This is a genomic window from Clostridium sp. MCC344 (assembly GCF_018785365.1).
Taxonomy (GTDB): Bacteria; Bacillota; Clostridia; order Lachnospirales; family Lachnospiraceae; genus Pilosibacter.
Genome location: NZ_WQPQ01000080.1, coordinates 1 through 428 on the forward strand (window position 1 = coordinate 1; position 428 = coordinate 428).

Annotated in this window: 1 protein-coding gene; it reads right to left on the reverse strand. The window is 36.4% G+C overall.

What is annotated here, in order from left to right; genetic code table 11:
* The coding region (locus GPK90_RS16470; protein ID WP_215703475.1) for a transposase at window positions 1-184 on the reverse strand (184 nt) is incomplete at its 3' end.
* Window positions 185-428: the final 244 nt, after the last annotated feature.

The window sequence follows — 428 nt, forward strand, 5'->3', positions numbered from 1 at the left end:
CATGGTCCTCATCGTGATTCCACTCTTCCAGGGTGATATGATATTTGGGCGCAATGTATTCAAAGATTTCTCGTGCGCGACCCGAGATCGGATCATTCAGGACCTTTTTCCGGTACTTTACGACCAGGATCAGATGATAATAGAGTAAAAATACTGAATGTGCATTATTGTCAAGTTCTCTCATATTTATCAGCCCTTCTTTTTATTTCGACTGATTTAATTATATCACAAATGAGATTATTTGTCTATTACATTTCAGAACATTTGTTCTGTTCAATCTGCAATCTATTTTCCCTTCAGGCTTCAGGCTTATTCATTGTATGCAGAATTGATGATATAGCACGACTGCAAAAATCAATATATGAGAAGTTTACAATACACAGCACAGCTATGTGCAATAATCTGATATTTACATGCCAACTATGGCA